Below are 19,411 nucleotides of genomic sequence, written 5' to 3'. Positions count from 1 at the left end.
AGGAGCAAGGAGAGACATACGCAGCATGAACGAATGGAAAGACAGGTTCGCCGACCCGCCCGCACTGTATCGGCCCGCGCCGCTCTGGGTATGGAACGATGATATGACGGAGGAGCAAATCCGGGATCAATTGGGACGGATGAAAGCACGCGGCTTCGGCGGCGCTTTCGTCCACCCGAGGCCGGGGCTGGTGACGGCTTATTTGTCCGAGGCTTGGTTCGAGTTATGGGGCAAGGCGCTTGAAGCAGCGGATAAGCTGGATTTAAAGCTATACCTTTACGACGAGAATTCCTATCCGTCGGGTTTCGCCGGCGGCCATGTTCCGTCGCGTATGCCGGACGGCTTGGCGGGAGCCTTGACGGCCCGCTTGGTAGAAACCGGAGAATGCGGTCATCTCCGTTGGGAGTCGGCCTTGAGCGGTGCTCAAGGTCGGCTCTTAAGCGCTTATGCGGTCGAAGGGGGAAATGGAAGCGCGTCATCGCTCCGGCTGAAGACGGAAGTGACGAAACGCCCTCCTTCCGAGTGGCCTTCCTTCGGCAACCGCTTTTTGCTGCTGGAATGGCGGATTCCGGAGACGAGTGCTTGGCTTGGAGGCTTTGCTTACCCCGATCTTCTTCGTCCTGAAGCGGCGCGGCATTTTCTGGAGACGACACATGAAGCTTACCGAGCTCGATTTGGTGATCGGTTCGGAGAGCGGATTCCGGCGTTGTTCACGGACGAACCGTGTCTCGTTCACGGTCACTTTCCGGATGCGCAGCCTTTGCCATTCAGCTATTGGTTTGCTTCGCAATTCGAGCAGCGCAACGGGTACAGCTTGATCGAGCATCTGCCATGTCTGTTCGCGGACGCGGCAGCCGGTGACGGAAAGGCAATCGATCCGCTTAAGGTGCGTTACGATTACTATGACACGCTGCGCGAGCTTTGGGCGAATAACTGGGTCAAACCGATATCCGATTGGTGCGAGCTTCACGGGCTGGCTTTCACCGGTCATTATTTGGAGCATAACTGGCCGTACCCTTGGGGGCGTTCATCTCCCTCCGTGATGTCCTTCTACGAATACATGCATTGGCCCGGCATCGACATGCTGCTGACGTCCCTGCTTAAGGAAAACGGCAGGGATCCCCATCTCTTGGTTACGATCCGAGAAGCGCATAGCGCGGCCAACCAGTTGGGTCGGAAAAGAGTGCTGTGCGAGGCCTACGGTGCGGGCGGCTGGGATTCCACGTTCGAGGATTTCAGAAGGATCGGAGATTGGCTCTACGTACACGGCATAAACTTTCTAAATCCGCATTTGACCTTGTCCTCCATCGCGGGAGCCCGCAAGCGGGATTATCCGCAATCGTTCGATTGGCGGCAGCCTTGGTGGGAACCATACGGCAAGCTGAACGATTATTTCGCCCGGCTTTCCGTCGCGCTCGGGGAAGGGGAGACGCGCAACCGGATTCTCGTGCTGAATCCGACGACTTCCTTCTATATGAAGACGCCAGATTTGGCTGAGCCGGGGCTGGAACCGAACCATGCCGAACCATTGAGCAGCGATGTGGCTATTCTTCAATTGCTCTCGGAACGTCAATGGGACTTCGATTTAGGCGACGAATTCATCGCGGAGCGCCATGGCCGGACGGAAGGAGCCTCCTTCGTCATCGGGCAGGGGAAATATGAAGTCGTGGTCATTCCAGCAGCGATGGAGAACGTTAGGGAGAGCACGATGCAATTGCTTGGGGAGTATTTGTCCCAGGGAGGCAAGGTGCTTGCCCTAGGCTCGCCGACCCGGATAGAAGGGAACGTGGCAGAGGAGCGGCTGGAGCAATTGAAAGCTCACGAAGGTTGGATGACCGTGGAAAATGCCGAGGCGTTGGAGCGGACGCTTCATTCGTTCCTGAGTCAGCGCCTAACGATTGCTTCAATGGGGACGGACGAGGATTTCACAGGGTGGAGTGAACGTTCCGCGCTAGCTCATCTTCGCAGGGAGCAGACTGACGGTAGCGTCATATGGTTTGTCGTCAACAGCGGTCCGAAGGCGTTTCAAGGGAACCTGCGGTTGAAAGGGGAAGCACTGGAGCGATTGAACCCTTGGACCGGCGCAGCGGAACCGGCGGTATATAGGCATTCGGGCGACGGAACGCTGGAAATGCACATTACGCTGGAAGCTTCCGGTTCACTGCTGCTTCGCAGCGGTCGCGCTTCCGATAAAATGATACCGCCTTTAGCGTTCCTCCCCGGTGAACGTTCTGAAGAGGAGGACAACGGGCAAACGCTTGTCATGCCGGCCATTTCTCCGACGATCGTGCCAGAGGAGTCCAATGTTTGGCCACTAGCTTATTGCGATCTGAAGATCGGTTCAGAAACTCACAAGGATATCCACGTTCTATTTGCTGCCAGTAAAGTATTCGAGTTCCATGGGTTCGAAGCGAATCCTTGGGATAACGCGATTCAGTACCGGAGCAGGCTGACGGAGCGCGACAAAGAGTTCGGCGAACTATCGGGTTTCGAGGTATCTTACCGGTTCTTTATATCCGAAGGGAGTATTCCTTCTCGCCTTGGCCTGTTGGTGGAAAGAGGAGACGCCTACCAGATTCTCGTGAACGGAGCACCGTTGAACAACGGCGGCGAGAAATCGAGGCTGGACGATCATTTTCGGGAGTATAATATCGTTTCGTTAGTCAGGGAAGGCGACAATGTCGTGACGTTGCGGGTTTCTCCGTTCAGCGTGCTGCTGGAGGTGGAGGCGGTTGTGCTGCTTGGAGATTTCGCGGTATCCGATCGTGGAAACCGCTGGGAGATGGAGCGGGCGAAGCCGCTTCGGACAGGTTCCTGGGGCAGGCAAGGTTATCCGTTCTACGGGGGAGCCGTCGTCTACTCGCGATCGGTGGAGTTGCCGGATACGATACGGGAAGCGCAATTGGTGTTAGGAGACTGGAATGGAACGGTCGCTTCCATCGCGGTGAACGGCAAATACGCTGGATTGCTCGGGGTGGACGGCAGCGTGTCTATCGATCTTATGCCGCACGTTTTGCCAGGCAAAGAGAACTTCATCGAGGTTCGAGTATGCGGCAGCTTCAAAAATTTGCTCGGGCCCCATCACCATCCGGATCGCCCGCGCAAAGTAGGCTGGTCTTACCTGTGGCAAAGCTTTCCAATCCAGGGGAGCCCGAAACCCAAGGAATATGATTTGATCGCCTACGGGCTAATGTCGGATTATCGGATAGTCGTCCGAACGGAAAATGGGGAGTGACAAACATGTGGAAAATCAATGACGACGGTGCGGTTCACGCGTTAGGCAATGGACGGTTTCTGGTGTACGGGCGCGGCAATGACTGGGTTGAAGTTTACGGACCTCCGTATAGCTCGCCTTCGCTGCTGCAAGGAAAATGGACACTAGCGGACGGTACCAGTCCTCAATATGCATCGATGAGAGTGGATGGTACGAACCGTTGGCTGCATCGGTATTTAAGCGGCGAAGGGGTGGAAGCTGCCGTTGCCGAAGCTTTCGTTGCACAGGACTTGCCGGTATACCTATGCAAGTTGCAAGCCAACGTGCCGCTTCGTCTGGAGCTGTCTCTCGGCGAAGGGTACGAATGTTTTCCAGGAAACGACAGCTTCACAGCGGAGGATACTTCCTTGAGGTCGATTCTTGTGAATGCGCCCGATACGGCTCGCATCTACCGCTATCCGATGGGAGTGGAGACGTTCCTCGCGGTTCTTTGTTGGGGGCAGGAGGCAGATATCAAGATAGTACAAGGCAAAGTCAGCCTCTCTATACCTGCAGGCGAGTCTTATGTCGTACTGATCGGAGGGCCCACGTACCCGGAAACCGAACACCATGCCCGCATGCTGCTGGACAAAGGATACGAGAGGCTTAAAGCGGAAGCGGAGGAGGCGGATCGTCGGCTTGTCTCGCGCATCATTCCCCTTGCATACGGCGAACACATCGGAGAGGAAATGAGGCAGCGCGTCGATTGGCTGTCCGAGAGCGTTGCCTTTCTTATTGCCGCGCAGCAGTCTGAAGACGGGGGTATTATGGCGGGACACAACTACGCGCTTGCCTACGTCCGGGATCAATATGGAGCATCGAGGGGACTTCTGTCCCTCGGCCTGTATGAGGAAGCTAAGCGCAACCTGGCATTCCGCTTCGGGAAATGGACTAGGCTCGGCGGCATTCGCAACGCGGAAAGCATGGGGCACGACCGCGCTCGTCACGTGCACGAGAACGACGACGTGGAGATTACCGCCTACACGATCGTGCAAGCTTTCGATTACGGTCGTGCTACGGGAGATTGGGCTTTCGTGGAATCGATCTTTCCCATGCTCGATCATTGCTGGAGTGTCCAGCTGCCGCACCTTCATGACGGCATGCTCCCTTTTAACGGAGACGAAACTTACGTGGCGGGAGGTTTCCTGCCGCGTTCCTCCTTGCTCGACGGTTCCATGGAAGCGACTTTGCTGTTCTTAGAGGCGGGAAGAAGGCTTCTTCCCTTTGCCGAGAGCCGCAAACTATGGAATGAAGAGCAGATTGCGTCTTGTAAATATATCCTCGATCGGACGGAAGCTTCATTCAGGCGGAATTTCTACCGGGACGGCAGATTCGTCGCGAACGCGCCGCAGCGGGCTTTGACCGCCGAGCTTCCGTCGTACCGTTACGGAGTGTGCGAAAGCTGTAATTTACGCGGCAATCATGTGTTAAAATGGACGGGAAGAACCGACAATGGCCGTTACGTCTGCCCCGCATGCAGATCGATGGAGCCAGCGTTGGAGGCGGTGGAACCACGGGTCATCACGGTACAATCCGCGGGGCTGCTTCCCGGCTTCCTTCATTCCGGCGTGCTGACGGTAGAAGATAAAGGGGAAGACGTGCGGAGAGCTTACGGGATTTTCGAAAAATACGGTTATTTGCCCACCGTTCCAGGCTCTACCTATTTTGTTGGATACGACGAAAGTTTGCTGCTGTACGGGCTAACGGAGCTCGGGTATCCCGGCGCTCAAGCCGTCATGGAGCATGTCGTCGGGATCGCGGACTCGACGGACGCATGGGTGGAATATTACGATGCGGGACGGCCTTTTAATACGAGGTCCAGGCCTTGGGAGAGCGGCATGAATATCGCGGCCGTGCGGCGTTATGCTGCGGTATCGCAGACGGGAGAGCGGAATCATGATTAACTTGCTCATTGTCGACGACGAAGCGATCATTCTTGACGGACTAACGGAGTTATTTCATACGGCAGGCATCGCGGATCTGGAGGTCCACCGCGCGAATTCGGCCGTTCTTGCCTTGAAGATCATGACGCGAAGCAAAATCGATATCGTGCTGACGGATATCCGCATGCCTGAGATGTCCGGCCTTGAGCTGTTCGATCAGGTCCGGGAGCGCTGGCCGCGCTGCAAGGTTATTTTCCTAACGGGCTACAACGATTTCGGATACGTCCAAGAGGTGCTGCGTAAAGGCGGGGCCGACTACGTGCTGAAGATGGACGGAGACGAGGAAATCGTCCGTTCCGTGCAGAAGACGATCGCCGATATCCATGAAGAAACGGATGTCGAACGGTTCATTGTGGAAGCCAAGCAGAAGATGAAGCTGCTTCAGCCGCTTGCCCAGCGGGAATACGTCGGCAACCTTGTCATGGGGGAGCCTTTTACCCTTTCCGGCCTGAAACAGCGCTTCGAGGAACTGGATATCCCGTTCCGGACGGCAAAACCGGCCTACCTGCTGCTAGGCAAGGTGGATGCATGGGAGGACGTGATTCGTCCCTCGGACCGCACCCTATTGTTGTACGCGCTGCAGAACATCGCCATGGAAATCATTCCAAGCTCGTTTCTAAGCTTATCTATTCCTTGGGATGGGTCGTCCTTGTTGTGGCTTGTCCAGCAACGGGAAGACGGGGAACCCGAGCCTTCCGCAGCTTCGGCTGAGCGGGAACGGCGCCCGGAAGAACCCGAGGATCCCGTCGACCGGAGACTGCAGGACAGCCTGGATTCGATCCAGCAAGCGGCGAAGCGGTTTCTGAATTTGCAGGTTTCCTTCTCGTGCAGCGGGTTGTTCGATTGGCCAGCTATCGGCCAAGTGTACGATCGTTTGCGGGAGCTCATTCAGAAGGGCGCGGGCATCGGACAGGAGATTTCATATTTGAGGAGAGAGAACGACGGCACGAATGCCGCCGAGGAACGGAGGGCGGAAGAGCTTCGCGCCCAGTTGAAGCGGTTCATCTTTCTGGAGTCTCACTTGGAGAACGGCAAGGAGGCCGAATTCGATCAAGCGCTCCTACAATTGATGCACGCCGCGGACAGAGACAAGGTTCCGCTTTCCTTGTCTCTGGAAGCATTTAATAGAGTATCGAGCTTGCTGCTGTCGCATATGAACCGTTTCGAAATGACGGAGCTGCTATCAGATCCGAAGGAGCTTGAGAGGCTTACGAGGATCGACGCGTTCTCGTCTTGGCCGGACACGACCGCTTTCTTTCGCAAATCGGCAAACGGCTTGTTCGAGCATCGCAGGCGGAAACAGGCGGATCGCGGTCTTGAAATCGTCGAGAAGATAGAAACCTATGTTGGCCGGAATTTGCAAGGGGATTTGTCGCTGAGCCGTCTCGGGCAGGCGGTGTATCTAAACCCCGCGTACCTCTCCAGGCTCTACAAGCAGATTACGGGAGTCGGCTTGTCGGATTACGTAACGGAGAAGAGAATCCAGAAGTCTAAAGAACTGCTGCGCTCCACGGACATGAAAATTCAAGATATTACGACGCTGGTCGGGCTCGAGTCGCCCTCTTATTTTGCCCGTTTGTTCAAGCGGCTGACCGGGCAGTCGCCCCAGGAATTTCGCGAATCCTGAATCACACTCCATATAAGAAAGGGAAATTCGCTTGCAGACCGGTTCCCTCTTCCAATCCACTTACACGAGAATGGTCGTTACGCTGCTCGTCGCCGTCATCCCTTTTTACCTGATTGTTCTGCAGATTAACCGCTCCGACGCCGAAGGCGTCAGACAGGGTGTAAGCGATTCCATCAGTTCGCAAGCCCATTACTACCTGAGCAGTCTCGAAGCGGAGCTGTCGCAGGTCATTAAGTTCCAGCAGCAGTTGGCCGCCAACACGGATCTGGATACGCTGAGCAACGCTTCCGAGATTATGACGAACGAAGACAAGCGGAAGGCTGTCTTGTCCATCCAACAGCAGCTGATCCAGTTGAAGTACATGAGCCAGTACATCGCGAATACAACCGCTTATTTGCCCGATCTCGGCAAGATGATAACGGCGAACCAGACCTATCAGGATATTTCGAAGGCCGAGTACGATGCACTCGGCCATTTCATCGTGCCTGCGACCGCTCCTTTGCGCGCCCTTGGCGATCGGCTCTTCATCTGCTATTCCAATCCGAATCTGTTTGGGGTGACAACCCCCTCCTTCGTGCTGACTATTGAAATCGATCGTTCCCGGCTGTCCGCGGCATTGGAACAGTTCAAATATAATGGGGCAGGAATTACGGCCCTGCTCGGATCGGACAATCGTTGGCAGGTGATTGCCAGCGGAAGCGAAACGCCGGCAGCCGGCTTGCTGCTGGGCGCGCATGAGGAAGGCAATGAAACGTCCGGCATCTCGACGCTTCGATCCGAGTCGGGGGACTATCTCCATTATTATGAGAAATCGTCGTTCCTCGGAGCCACATTCGCCGTTCTCGTTCCCGAGAAGGAAGTGTTCGGCAAGCTGAAGCTGAACCGCGACCGCATACGTTATGTCTCCTTGTTTTCCCTCCTTATTATCGCGGCCGTGTCTTACGTCATCTATCGCGTCATCCACCATCCTTTGCGGAAGTTTATCGTGGCTTTCCGGCAGGTGGGCAATGGCAATTTCAACGTATCCATCGAGAGAAGCAGCAAGGACGAATTCGCGTATCTTTATCGGCATTTCAACCAAACAGTCCGTAAGCTTCAGGAACTGGTCTACGAAGTATACGAGCAGAAGTACCGGACTCAGCATGCCGAATTGAAGCAGCTGCAGTCGCAGATCAACCCGCATTTTCTGTATAACAGCTTTTTCACGATCTACCGGATGGCGAAGTTCGGGGAAGTCGACAACGTAGCGCAATTCACGAAGTATTTGGGCGAGTATTACCGCTTCATCACCCGCGACGGAGCGGAAGAGGTTTCCGTACTGGACGAAACCGTGCATGCCCGCACGTATACGGAAATTCAATTGTTCCGGTTCCATGACCGAATTTCCGTCAGGTTCGGCGACATTCCGGAGGGACTCGCCAACCTGACCATTCCTCGGCTGACGCTGCAGCCTGTCATCGAGAACGCATTCGTGCACGCACTGGAGGATCGGGCGGAGGGCGGTTATCTGGAGGTACAATACTCGCTGAATGAAAACTGTGCGGTTGTAACAGTGGAGGATAACGGGGGCAGATTGGACGATTCCGCGTTGGAAATGCTGCAGAGGCGCTTGCATGCTTCTCAACAGAGCGGGGAAACGACAGGAATGACCAACGTCCACCGCCGTTTGCAGCTTCGTTTCGGCGAGGAGGCAGGTCTTAAGCTCAGCCGAAGCCCCTTCGGCGGGTTGAAAGTGGAGATTGTCATCCCTGTCGCCCCCAATTGGTAGAGATCGGGCAAGGAAGTATAAATTTTAGGATTTGATGCCGCCCGCCGCGAATTTACAATTAAAGCAGATGATCATCTATGCAACAACCAAATTCAAGGGGGACTCACCATGAAACGCAGCATTTTGTACGGCACGTTGGCTTTCATGCTTTTTCTGACCGCCTGCAGTTCCAACGGGAACAACAACAACACGGCGGGAACGCCTAGCGGCTCCGCTCCGCAAACGAGCGCGGCAGCTTCCCCAAGCGCGGAGCCCGCTAAGGATCCTCTGGGCAAATACGAGACGCCGATTGAAGTTACAACCGCGCGAAGCCTCGGCAGTACCGTTCAGTTCGCCGAAGGCGAGTCGCTCGACAATAACGTATGGTATCGCGGCTATAAAGACGATCTCGGCATCATTCTTAAGAACGAATGGACCGTTCCGGACGCGCAATACGGACAGAAAATGAACGTCTCCATCGCCTCGGGCAGCATTCCGGACATCGTAGCCGTGGATTTGACCCAGCTCCAGAAGCTGATCGAATCGGACATGATTATGGATATGACCGAAGTCTACGAGCAGTACGCTTCTGAATTAACGAAGCAGACGCTTTCTTCCGACGGCGGCGTTGGCTGGACGGCCGTCACGTTCGGCGGCAAGAAGATGGCGCTTCCGTCCACGGCATCGGTTATCGACGGAACCCAGATGATCTGGATTCGGGAAGACTGGCTCAAGAAGGTCGGCTTGTCCGCACCGAAGACAATCGATGACGTCTTGAAAATCGCGGAAGCGTTCGTTAAGCAAAAACCGGGCGGCCAAGACAAAACTTATGGGCTAGCGCTCGGCAAAGATATCTATTCCGGATATGGCGGTATTGGCGGTCTGGCTTACGGTTTCAAGGCTTATCCGAAGGCTTGGGTGAAAGGCGCCGACGGAAAATTAGCTTACGGGTCCACCCAGCCGGTGATGAAGCAAGCACTCGCCAAGCTGCAGGATATGTTCAAAGCGGGATTAATCGACCCGGAATTCGGCGTCTACGATGCCAACAAAGTAAACGAATTGATTACCTCCGGCAAGATCGGCATGTTCTACGGCCAGCACTGGAACGCTTTCTGGCCGCTGCCGGATAGCTTCAAGAACGACAAGAACGCCAACTGGGTGCCTTATCCGATTGCCTCGGCGGATTCATCCCCGGCCAGCTCGCTTGCCAGCAATGGCGCCCTTTTATTCTATGCCGTTAAGAAAGGCGCCAAAAACCCCGAAGCGCTTGTTAAGCTGTTAAATTACAGCTTGGAGAAGCAGTATGGGGCGAATGGACGCGACAAGCGGTTCTTCAATTCCGAGAATACATCGTTGAATTTGTATGCTTACGATGCTGTAACGGCGCAGGATCCGCTGCAAAACATTAATATTTACCGTGGCGTGAAGAAGGCGTTCGAAGCGAAAAGCGACGAAGGATTATCGTTCGACGTCAAGGACAATTACGGCAGCATCAACAAATATTTGGCGGGAGACAACACTTTCTGGGCCAGCTACAAGTGGGCGGGACCGGACGGAGCGCTTAGCGTCGAGGACTACTACGACCAGCAGAAGCTGATCGTTCTCAATGGCTTCTTGGGAGCGCCCACCGCAACGATGCTGAAGAAGAGCTCTACGCTCGATACGTTGGAATTGGAGACGTTCACCAAAATCATCCTGAACGCGGCTCCGGTCGATTCGTTCGATACATTCGTCGACAACTGGAAAAAGCTCGGCGGCGACGAAATTACAAAAGAAGTGAACGATTGGGCTGCGGCCAAATAAGAGGGAGCGGGAGGGGGCGCCAATCCCCTCCCCTTTCTTTCAAAAGCGGCGATAGGGGAGATAGAGATGTTGAAATGGCGTACGAAACATAACAGCGAATACCCGCTGCATCTGATGCTGCTGCCCGGCGTTATTTTCGTCCTGGCGTTCTGCTACTACCCGATGTCGGGCATTCTTATCGCTTTCGAAAATTTTATTCCGACAAAAGGATTTTTCTTTTCGGAGTTCGTCGGGTTGGAGCATTTTCATTATTTGTTCCAATTGCCCAATTTTACGACCGTTCTGCGTAATACGGTTTGGATCGCATGCATGAAGATCGTTCTAGGTTTAGTCGTTCCGATCGTCTTCGCGCTGTTGCTTAACGAGGTTCGCAAAGCGGCTTTCAAGCGTTCGGTGCAGACGATGGTTTACTTGCCCCATTTTTTGTCTTGGGTCATTCTAGGAGGCGTTCTGATCGACATTTTGTCGCCGTCTTCCGGAATAGTAAACGGATTTCTCGGTTCTGTCGGAATCAAGCCCGTCTTTTTCCTCGGCAACGAGCATTGGTTTCCATACGTGCTGGTCGTCTCCGACATCTGGAAGGAATTCGGATTCTCGACGATCGTCTTTCTCGCAGCCATTACGTCGATTAACCCGACCTTGTACGAAGCGGCCGTCATGGACGGAGCGGGCAGAATCAAGCAGACGCTGCACGTTACCCTTCCGGGGATGATGCCGATTATCGTGCTCATGCTGACGCTGAGCCTAGGCAACGTACTGAATGCCGGCTTCGATCAGGTCTTTAATTTGTATAGCCCGCAGGTGTACAGCACAGGCGACATTATCGACACCCTCGTATACAGGATCGGTCTTGTAGATTCCCAGTACAGCTTGGCGACGGCGGTCGGTCTGTTCAAATCGGTTATTTCGCTGATCCTCATCACGATTTCTTACACGCTCGCATATCGGCTTGCAAATTACCGAATTTTCTAGACGAAGAAGGGATACGCATGATCTACAAGAACGTTTACGGGCGACGGGTATTCGATTGGGCAAACTATGTATTTCTCGGCGGCGCTGCTCTGTTGTGCCTGCTACCTCTGATCCATGTGCTTGCGGTATCTTTCAGTTCCAGTTCGGCGGCTACCGCAGGCTTCGTAAAGCTGTGGCCTGTCGGTTTCACGTTGGCTTCCTACGAATACGCGCTCATGAAACCGCAATTCATCGCTAGCTTTCTCGTCTCGCTTGAAAGGGTCGTGTTGGGCGCCGTTATTAATATGACGCTGACGATATTGATCGCTTACCCGCTGTCCAAGGAAGGCCGGCAATTCCGGTGGCGTTCGTTATACGCCTGGTTTTTCGTCGTGACGATCCTGTTCACGGGTGGCCTTATTCCCGGCTTTATGGTCGTCAAGCAGCTCAACTTGCTCGATACGGTCTGGGCGCTCGTGCTTCCGGGAGCCGTGCCGGTCTTTAACGTCATTCTGCTGCTTAATTTCATGCGCTCCCAGCCAAAGGAGTTATACGAAGCCGCCTTCGTGGACGGAGCGGGACATTGGTCGGTACTCTGGCGCATAGCTGTGCCGCTGGCTAAACCTGCTCTCGCCACGCTGCTGCTGTTCATATGCGTCGGTCATTGGAACTCCTGGTTCGACGGGCTAATCTACATGAACAAGCCGGAGCACTATCCGCTGCAGACGTATTTGCAGTCGGTCGTCATTAACCGCGATCCCAGCATGATGACGACGTCGGAGGAGCTTAAGACGCTCTCGCAAATATCCGACCAGACGACGAAGGCCGCCCAGATTTTTCTCGCGGCGCTGCCTATTTTGCTGCTATATCCGTTTTTGCAAAAGCATTTCATTCAGGGAATTACGCTTGGCAGCGTGAAGGAATAAGCATGCTGAGCAATCTGATAATCCGAAAGCGGGGTAACGAATAGATGAAAGACAGGACGGAAGTGGCGGTTTATTATTATCCGAACTATCACCCGGATGCCCGGAACGATCGTTGGCACGGCAAGGGATGGACGGAGTGGGAGTTAATGAAGCGCGCGGAACCGCGGTTCGAGGGGCATAATCAGCCCAAGCTTCCGCTGTGGGGTTATGAAGATGAATCCAACCCTGAAGTGATGGCGCGAAAAATCGACGCAGCTGCGGATCACGGCGTTTCCGCTTTTATATTCGATTGGTATTGGTACGAGGATGGGCCTTTTTTGCAGAGAGGATTGGAGGAAGGCTTCCTTCAGGCCGAGAACGCCGATCGGCTGAAATTCTCGCTGATGTGGGCGAACCACGACTGGATCGACATCCATCCGCTGGCGCGCTCGCTGCAACCGGCGACACTCGCTTCGGGAACGGTATCGGAAAAAGCTTTTATCGAAGCGACCGATCATATGATACGTCGATACTTCGCCCATCCGTCCTACTGGAGAGTCAAAGATGGCTTGTATTTCTCGATCTACGAGCTGATGAATCTGGTAAAAGGATTCGGCGGCATAGAGGAGACGAAACGTATTTTGGCGGATTTCCGCGAACGGGTCCGCGCCGCTGGGTTAGGGGAATTGCATCTTAATGCCGTCGTATGGGGCGTGCAGATTTTGCCCGGGGAGAAGCGGATCGAGGACCCGAACGAGCTGCTGAATGAACTGGCTTTCGATTCGGTGACCTCTTACGTATGGCTTCATCATGTCGGGTTGCCGGAATTTCCTCAAACCGATTACGGGTGGTGGAGCGATCAGGCGATCGCCCGCATGAAGGAGCTTGCTGACGAATTCCGTCTGCCGTATTTTCCTAACGTAACTATGGGGTGGGATACGAGTCCGCGCACGGTGCAATCCGATAAATACGAACCAATCGGCTACCAGTACATGGCTACCGTAAGCGAGAATACGCCCGCAAGGTTCGAGGAGGCGCTCCGGAGAACGAAAGCGCTGATCGAATCAAAGGAAGATAACCCGCAGATTGTGACGATCAATGCCTGGAATGAATGGACGGAGGGCAGCTATCTGGAGCCGGACACGGTTAACGGAACTGCTTATCTGGAAGCCGTTAAGGCTGTGTTTGGTTCTAAGTAGCAGTATCAACTGCTAAAGCAGGGGCTGTCCCATCAGGTCGTGAATGACCTTGGGGGACAGCCCCTGTTTGTAGTGGGCATTACAGGGAATAAATAACTGCAAAACTCCTGTTAATTAGGCTAAATTAGAGAAGGCTAATCGATTTTAGTGTATAAGTCCAGTTATTGTCACCGATTCCTCTACCTCCACCCTACCTCGCATAAATTGGCCTGATTTTCCGCTTAACTCTCCGCCTTTCCACCCTGCCTCGCATGAATTAACCTGATTTTCCGCTTAACTTTCCGCCTTTGCACCCTGCCTCACATGAATTAACCTGATTTTCCGCTTAACTCTCCGCCTTTTCACCCTACATTGCATGAATTAACCTGATTTTCCGCTTAACTCTCGGCCTTCGCACCCTGCCTCGCATGAATTAGCCTGATTTTCCGCTTAACTCTCAGCCAACAAAACATTCTCCCGCTCGCGGAAATAGGAGATGGATTGCATGACCAAGTGATCGAGCTTGGCTGTTTGCGGCTTTCCGTACATAGCCGGATACGGGTCTCCGCCAGGCCCGAGCGGTTCCGGCGTTACGTATTTTCCTTCCCGATTAAACCCGAGCAAATACAACGCCATAATTATCGTATCCAAATCCATGGATCCCTCGCCAAGAGCGTACCGATTGCTGTCAGCCATATGAAGATTGACGAGACGGTCTCCCGCCTCAAGCAAAGCTTCACCGATATGCGCCTCTTCCGCCTGCATGTGATAGACATCCGCATTGATGTCCTGCACGCCGGGATGATCGACGGCATGGATATAAGCTTTGGCTTCCGCAATAGAACGGACAAGGCTGACCTCCGCGGAACGTATAGGCTCAATCGCAGCCTTCACTCCGTATTGAACGAACAAATCAGCCACGATGCGGAGCGTTTCGACGCTTCTTTGAAACTCCATGTCATCATAAGGCTTCGGCCTGCCTACCGCTCCCGGAACGACGAGCAGATAAGAGCCGCCGACCGCGGCCGTAAACTCAATCTCTCTCTTCAAATAATCGATCGCGGCCTGCCTGTGAACGGCCCGGTTGCTGGATAGATCGTTATCGACGGAGAACATGCCGCATACGCCGGCTACTTTTATTTGGTACTTCTCCAAGGTGGCAAGCGTTTCATCCACTTTGTAACCCAAATCCTCTCCATAATGATTGCCGTGAAGCTCGATGTATCCAATGCCGGCTCTATTAAGCCTTTTTGCAGACTCCTCTAGACTTTCCATTCCAAATCCCCAGTTGCTCCAAGACAAATTCAATCTTTGTACCAACTTCTCTGGGCTGCTCTTCTTTAACTCCAGAAAGGCGCTCCTAATCCGCTCGTTTTTCACTTCAAAAGGTTGTTTGGTCATCCTAACTCCAACTCCTTTAGCTTCTTTTTTTACGGCATTTCCGTATGGTTGGGCCCGAAGTGTTTCAGGAACACCATCGGCTCCCACTTGCTGTCATTGGTAATGACTACTCCTTCTTGGGCAGCAGGCTCACTTACGAAAAATTCGTCCCCGCTCATCTGACCGAACCTTAGCATGACCGCCGCTTCCGCCTGATGAACGCCTATACGCCCATGTCCTTGAATGAGTACTGTTCCATAAGCGGCAGAGTCACGGATGATGACGGTTTGTCCCGGCTCAATGGTAAGCTCTTTGGCTCCAATATACTCATTGCCGTAGGTAATCCATTTCTCCGTAAATTGTTCGTTCGAATGGGCGCAAACGAGCGGAGGACGGAAATAGTTTTTCTTATAATGGGGATCGGTGTTTTTGTCCCAGTCCATCAGGCTCATGATATATTCGATATCTCTTTTGCTGTCCGCAGGGCAATTTTCCGCCAAAAAATCGTAAGGATACACTTCTCCCATAACGATGTTCTCATGCACGGAGTTCACGTCGCTATTCCACTGGGGTTCATAAGTCAAAACGGAACCGGGTGCATGCACGACACCGGGCGGGGTATACCAGCCTGTACCCAGCTCAATGCGGTACGCGCGCGAAAGTTCGGTAATCCGGTTATCCCCGTCTTCGTACCGTAGAAGCCTTTCCCTCACTTCTTCCCTGGTAACGTCCGGGTCATATCCGAAATACGTGACCGGGAATGCGCCCATATGGTTGTTAAGCTGAGGAGGGAAGTAATAGGCTTCAGGCTTGCCGATCCGTCCGACCAAACTTGCGGCAGCATCATTCAGATGCAAATGGTGAAACAACGGGGTTTCGAAATCGAAAAATTTGGCATACATCGGCCATGTCCCGTATTTCTCGTAAAGCTGCTTGCCGATTAACTTTGCCCCCAGTTCTTCAACCGCTTCCTTTAACAGAAAGGCGGTACTTGCGTCATCGTCGGCCGCAACATAGCTCATCCCCTCATCCGGAGGAGCCAGCGGCCCGTTCATAGCGGGGATGACCGAGGCGAACCATCTCTCTTTGATGGAGCCGCGAACGGTTCCAAGAGCGTAATAATCATCGGGATGCAATCGAAGGCGGCGGCCCGCCTTGGCGAAGCGGCGCGGTACGAACACCGGCTTTAAACGCAAAATGCCTTGATTCCGCTCATAAGTCTCATGAATGACAGAATTCTGGGCCACTATCGTAACAACCTCCTTGGGCTTCGGCTGGCGGTTCTTGCCGCATACCTATAACTTACTATGTCGCGTCATCAACCTGAATCCGATATCTTGCGAATCATCTCAGCTTTCTTGTTCATGTTCGCAGATGGCAGGTATAATAGAGATAGCGGTTTCAGGAGGTATTTTCATGGTTCAAATCCCATTCCATCATAGAGAGAACTCCTTATTCGAGGACGGCTCACGACCCGTGCTGCTATATGCCGGACAAATCAGCGACGAACCGGAGTGGTCGTTCCCAAGCCACAAGCACGACGATTTAATCGAAATCATCTATATTAGCGAAGGCAACGGTACTTTTATTATAGATAACAAGAAATACAGTGCAGGAAAAGGGGACATCCTGATCTACAATCAAGGCGCCCTGCACGAGGAAAAATCAAATCCCGACGATCCGCTCAAAACTTATTTCTGCGGCGTAGGGAACTTGCATGTCTCCGGGCTAGATAGAGGGTGCATCATCCCTGCGCACGCGGAACCGGTTATTCATGCGGGAATCTACAGTTATCAGATGGAACAATACATTTCGACCTTGTTTACGGAACTCCGTTCCCAGGTTTGGGGATTCGAGACCATCTGCCAGAATACTTTGAATTCCATCATCGTCGTCATTCTTCGTTTAGTCAACATGGACAACCATTCGGCACAGCCCGCCTCTTCCCAATCCTTAGGTTACAGAATCAAAGACTACATCGATCAGAACTATACGCGCGAGATCCCTTTATCCGAAATTGCCAATCGATTGTATATTAGTCCCCATTATTTGTCGCACATTTTCAAGGAGGAAACCGGAAATTCGCCTATCAATTATTTGATCCAAAGGCGTGTCGGGGAAGCTATGAGACTGCTGTTAACGACTTCGATGACCGTTCAGGAAATCGCATCCGAAGTCGGTTACGACAATGCCAACTATTTCAGCATGGTATTCAAGAAAGCAACCGGTACATCGCCGAGCCTATTTCGCAAAAATCAAGTGGATGCGAGATGATCTTATGTATAATCCCATTCAAATGACTCCGGGTAACATTTTCGCGTGATCATGTCCTATTTTTCCAATACAACAAGCTAAGATGCCTATACTATGATATAAAACCACTAGGAGGCGTTGCGCATGTTATCCATAACCGCGAATCTGAAAGTCGATAATGTGAAAAATACTTTGGAGTTCTACAGGGATGTTCTTGGTTTCGAAGTGATCGTTACGGTTCCCGAATTCGATCAACCTGTATTGAACTGGGGAATGGTTAAGAACAATGGCGCGGAGTTAATGTTTCAGGAGAAAGGGAATTTGGAGGAAGAGTATCCGGTACTGAAGGGCCATAGCGGGACGGGCTGTTTATCGTTATTCATCAAAGTCAAAGATGTCGAAAGCTTGTTCGAGAAAATAAAAGAGAAGGCCAAGGTCATCAAGGAGATCCATAAAACTTTCTACGATACGAAGGAATTCGAGATACTGGACAATAATGGCTTCGTGCTGACTATTGCCGAATAATGGTTGTTTGTTTCAAAAACTTGAATCCGGGTAAGTAAGGATTAACGGGTTTAAAAGCAACGAGGCCCGCCATTGGCGGGCCTTCGTTATACGGTTAATGATATTATTGCGGTGTGGCTACTGCTACTTCGCCTGTTGCTGCTGTAGTAGTAGCTGCTGCTGGTGTTGCTGTAGCCGAAGCTGTTACTGCTTGAACCGCTTCTGGCTCAACAGCCACTTTCTGGTACATATCTGTGTCCATCACACGGCGAGCGCCGAGATAGCGCTTGGCGTAATAGCTCTCATTTAATGAGGTGATGGTAACACCTTTGGATGCGGCATGGGCGAATTTGTTGTTGCCAACATAAATGCCTACATGCGATACTCCGCTGCCATTCGTATTGAAGAATACGAGATCGCCGGCGCGAAGATCTTCCTTGGCAACTTTCTTGCCCTCATCCCAGCTGAACATGTCTCTCGAAGAACGAGGCAGGGACATACCGAGTTTCTTGAAAACGTACCCCGTAAAGCCGGAGCAGTCGAATCCGCTCGTTGTCGTTCCGCCGTAGTCGTAATCGATTCCGATGAGTTTATCCACCGTTTGGTCCAACTTGGAGTCTGCGAATGCGCTGCCGACTTGGAAAGCAAGCAATAAAGCAAGGGAAAACAAAAACACGGACACTTTGCGCAAAGCGGTGACTCCTTCCAATGCCTACGAGGTTAGCTGGAGGGTTCGGTAGAAGGTTCCCCTATGGCTCCTGTGAAGCAAAGCCAATTCACCCGACTAGATGGTTCCCCCGTTTCCCGCGTGCACGGGAACTCGGCAATTTTTTAGTACACAGCCTTATATATTCGGTTATCTTGACGAATTTCCTGCAATTTCTAGATTAGAATTCCTTAATCTAGATCGTAAAACTCGGGATTCATATCCTCCTTTCCCCTATATTTTTCCCGCCGATACTAACGCCAAACCCCGGCCGCAGCCCTAAATAGGCTGAGCCGGGGAATGTCCCGGTAAAAAATATTGTCGAATGGGACAAAGGGCTTAGGACCTCGTTTCGCACCATACTTGATACTGTGAAGCAACTGTCCACAGCTTAAGGAGAGAGCGAACGAAATGGAAAGCCTGATGCAGCATTACGGCGAGAAATCCTGACCAGAGCAGGGAAACAGCCCAAGCTGTCGCGGATACTGCCAATCCGATGCCAAGTAAAATGAATGTGATTCCAAGTAGGGGGAAAGCCCGGCGAAGCGCCAATCCCAAACCCTTGAAGATTCCTTCCCGAGAGACCGCTCCGAACTGCATGAATTGAAACAGCAGGTGAAGCGCGAGTCCCCATGCCATCCATACGGCAATGTAGGGAAGCAGTTCCTGAAGCCATGCCGTTAAGGAGGGTTCTGAGAAAAACCGGTCTTTGGCCATTGGCAGCAGCCATGCGGCGGGAAGCAGTATCAACGCGTTCTCCAGCCAGTAAAGCAGAGCTACCGGCTTCCAAACCCTTCTCATTCCGGACAATACGCGAGTCCCTTCACCTTCCACCGTATGGTAGAAAGAGTAGTAAACGCCGGCATTGAGCAGAGGAGTGAGCACCATCCGCAGAAGAAGCAAGCCGCCTAACATCCAGAGAACCTCGTTGATGAGATTGGTCTTGAGCAGGCGGAATTGGGCTTCTATAAGGAATAGATGGGCTGCGTCGGAGTTCGGATGCTCATCCGGATAACGCGCCAATATGGGCGTTACGACCGAATCGATGAACCGGTATAGGAAAAATCCCCACAGCAAGCGATACAGAAAAAGGAGAACCAATACATACTTATGCCGGACCGCCATGTCCCATCCCTTTTTTAAGAGATCTCTCATCTTATG

At 52.8% G+C, this 19,411-nt stretch carries 14 protein-coding genes and 1 riboswitch; of the genes, 10 read left to right on the top strand and 4 right to left on the bottom strand.

What is annotated here, in order from left to right; all coding sequences use genetic code 11:
• The first annotated feature begins 25 nt into the window (after positions 1-25).
• The 8 genes from K7P76_RS11820 to K7P76_RS11785 all read left to right on the top strand — a co-directional run bounded on the left by K7P76_RS11820 (position 26) and on the right by K7P76_RS11785 (position 13,428).
• A complete protein-coding gene (locus tag K7P76_RS11820; RefSeq protein ID WP_232185506.1) occupies positions 26-3,235 on the top strand; it encodes a glycosyl hydrolase in 3,210 nt (1,069 codons plus the stop codon).
• A gap of 5 nt (positions 3,236-3,240) precedes the next feature.
• Positions 3,241-5,157: a hypothetical protein gene (locus K7P76_RS11815; RefSeq protein ID WP_232185505.1), complete on the top strand. Its 1,917-nt coding sequence runs from the start codon at positions 3,241-3,243 to the stop codon at positions 5,155-5,157.
• The gene (locus tag K7P76_RS11810; protein ID WP_232185504.1) at positions 5,150-6,823 is read left to right on the top strand and encodes a response regulator; all 1,674 of its coding nucleotides are present in this window, start codon (positions 5,150-5,152) and stop codon (positions 6,821-6,823) included. The genes K7P76_RS11815 and K7P76_RS11810 overlap by 8 nt, the downstream gene beginning before the upstream one ends.
• 31 nt (positions 6,824-6,854) lie before the next feature.
• On the top strand, positions 6,855-8,591 hold the full coding sequence (locus K7P76_RS11805; protein ID WP_232185503.1) for a sensor histidine kinase: 1,737 nt from the start codon (positions 6,855-6,857) through the stop codon (positions 8,589-8,591).
• A gap of 108 nt (positions 8,592-8,699) precedes the next feature.
• Positions 8,700-10,373 (top strand): extracellular solute-binding protein, encoded by a 1,674-nt coding sequence (locus tag K7P76_RS11800; RefSeq protein ID WP_232185502.1) that lies wholly within the window; start codon positions 8,700-8,702, stop codon positions 10,371-10,373.
• A gap of 66 nt (positions 10,374-10,439) precedes the next feature.
• On the top strand, positions 10,440-11,345 hold the full coding sequence (locus K7P76_RS11795) for an ABC transporter permease (protein WP_232185501.1): 906 nt from the start codon (positions 10,440-10,442) through the stop codon (positions 11,343-11,345).
• 17 nt (positions 11,346-11,362) lie between these two features.
• Positions 11,363-12,250 (top strand): carbohydrate ABC transporter permease, encoded by an 888-nt coding sequence (locus tag K7P76_RS11790; protein ID WP_232185500.1) that lies wholly within the window; start codon positions 11,363-11,365, stop codon positions 12,248-12,250.
• Between the two features lie 44 nt (positions 12,251-12,294).
• Positions 12,295-13,428 (top strand): glycosyltransferase WbsX family protein, encoded by a 1,134-nt coding sequence (locus tag K7P76_RS11785; RefSeq protein WP_232185499.1) that lies wholly within the window; start codon positions 12,295-12,297, stop codon positions 13,426-13,428.
• Positions 13,429-13,857: 429 nt separating this feature from the next.
• Here K7P76_RS11785 and K7P76_RS11780 read toward each other — a convergent pair whose 3' ends face one another.
• Together K7P76_RS11780 and K7P76_RS11775 are read right to left on the bottom strand one after the other, a co-directional pair.
• On the bottom strand, positions 13,858-14,808 hold the full coding sequence (locus K7P76_RS11780) for a sugar phosphate isomerase/epimerase family protein (protein WP_232185498.1): 951 nt from the start codon (positions 14,806-14,808) through the stop codon (positions 13,858-13,860).
• Between the two features lie 29 nt (positions 14,809-14,837).
• Positions 14,838-16,034 carry a cupin domain-containing protein gene (locus K7P76_RS11775; protein ID WP_232185497.1) on the bottom strand — a complete coding sequence of 399 codons (1,197 nt, stop codon included), beginning with the start codon at positions 16,032-16,034 and terminating at the stop codon, positions 14,838-14,840.
• 169 nt (positions 16,035-16,203) lie between these two features.
• Between K7P76_RS11775 and K7P76_RS11770 the strand changes: the two genes are divergently transcribed.
• Positions 16,204-17,061, top strand: coding sequence for an AraC family transcriptional regulator (locus K7P76_RS11770; protein ID WP_232185496.1), 858 nt, complete (start codon positions 16,204-16,206; stop codon positions 17,059-17,061).
• A gap of 123 nt (positions 17,062-17,184) precedes the next feature.
• On the top strand, positions 17,185-17,565 hold the full coding sequence (locus K7P76_RS11765; protein WP_232185495.1) for a VOC family protein: 381 nt from the start codon (positions 17,185-17,187) through the stop codon (positions 17,563-17,565).
• A 103-nt stretch (positions 17,566-17,668) separates the two neighbouring features.
• On the opposite strand, the gene K7P76_RS11760 is transcribed toward K7P76_RS11765, so the two are convergent.
• Positions 17,669-18,226, bottom strand: coding sequence for a C40 family peptidase (locus K7P76_RS11760; protein WP_309244760.1), 558 nt, complete (start codon positions 18,224-18,226; stop codon positions 17,669-17,671).
• A gap of 12 nt (positions 18,227-18,238) precedes the next feature.
• Positions 18,239-18,380, bottom strand: a riboswitch (cyclic di-AMP (ydaO/yuaA leader).
• Between the two features lie 209 nt (positions 18,381-18,589).
• Positions 18,590-19,405: a hypothetical protein gene (locus K7P76_RS11755; protein ID WP_232185493.1), complete on the bottom strand. Its 816-nt coding sequence runs from the start codon at positions 19,403-19,405 to the stop codon at positions 18,590-18,592.
• Between the last annotated feature and the right edge of the window lie 6 nt (positions 19,406-19,411).

Source organism: Cohnella silvisoli (assembly GCF_021190915.1).
In the GTDB taxonomy this organism is placed as follows: domain Bacteria; phylum Bacillota; class Bacilli; order Paenibacillales; family Paenibacillaceae; genus Cohnella; species Cohnella silvisoli.
This window is presented reverse-complemented; position numbering and strand designations above follow the sequence as displayed.